General features: G+C 76.8%; 1 protein-coding gene. It reads left to right on the top strand.

The window, feature by feature from the left end; translation table 11 throughout:
- The coding region (locus tag EHS43_RS45555; RefSeq protein ID WP_148104383.1) for an ROK family protein at window positions 1-643 on the top strand (643 nt) is incomplete at its 5' end.
- Window positions 644-681 lie beyond the last annotated feature (38 nt).

The following is a 681-nucleotide window of genomic DNA, read 5'->3' as shown; positions in this document are numbered from 1 at the left end:
CCTCGGCGTCGGCGTCGCCCTCCCCGGACCGCTCGACCACAGCCGGGGCGTGCTGCACCGGGTCACCGGCTTCCCCGAGTGGGACGGCTTCCCCCTGCGGGACGCGCTCGCGGACCGGCTCGGGGTGCCCGTCGTGGTCGACAAGGACACCAACGCGGCCGCGCTGGGGCTCGCGGTCGCGGGGGAGCGCGGGTCGTTCGCGTATCTGCACCTCGGTACGGGCCTCGGGGCCGGCCTCGTCCTCGGCGGGACCGTGCACCGGGGTGCGCGGACCGGGGCGGGGGAGTTCGGACACCAGGTCGTCCAGCTCGACGGGCCGCCCTGCGGGTGCGGGGACCGGGGCTGCGTCGAGGCGCTGTGCCTGGCGGCGGTGGCCCGCGGCGACCTCACCGAAGCGGCCAGGGTCCTCGGCATCGCGGCCGGCAACCTCGTCGCCCTCCTCGACATCGACCTGGTCCTGCTGGGCGGCCGTACCGTCACCAACGCCCCGGACGCCTTCCTGCGAGGCGTCGAAGCGGTCCTCGACGAACGCGCCCGGCGCACCGGCGACCAGCCGGTCCCCGTCCGCCCCGCGACCGACGAGATCGCCGAGGGAGCGGCCCAACTCGTCCTGGCCCCTCACTTCGGCCGCCGGGACGCGTGAGCAGGGGGTGCGGGTGCCTCGGGGCGCGTATCGGGTTG

The sequence above is a fragment of the Streptomyces sp. RP5T genome, from assembly GCF_003933965.1.
Lineage (GTDB): Bacteria > Actinomycetota > Actinomycetes > Streptomycetales > Streptomycetaceae > Streptomyces.
Note: the sequence above shows the minus strand (reverse complement) of the source record. Positions and strands in the feature narration are given on the sequence as shown.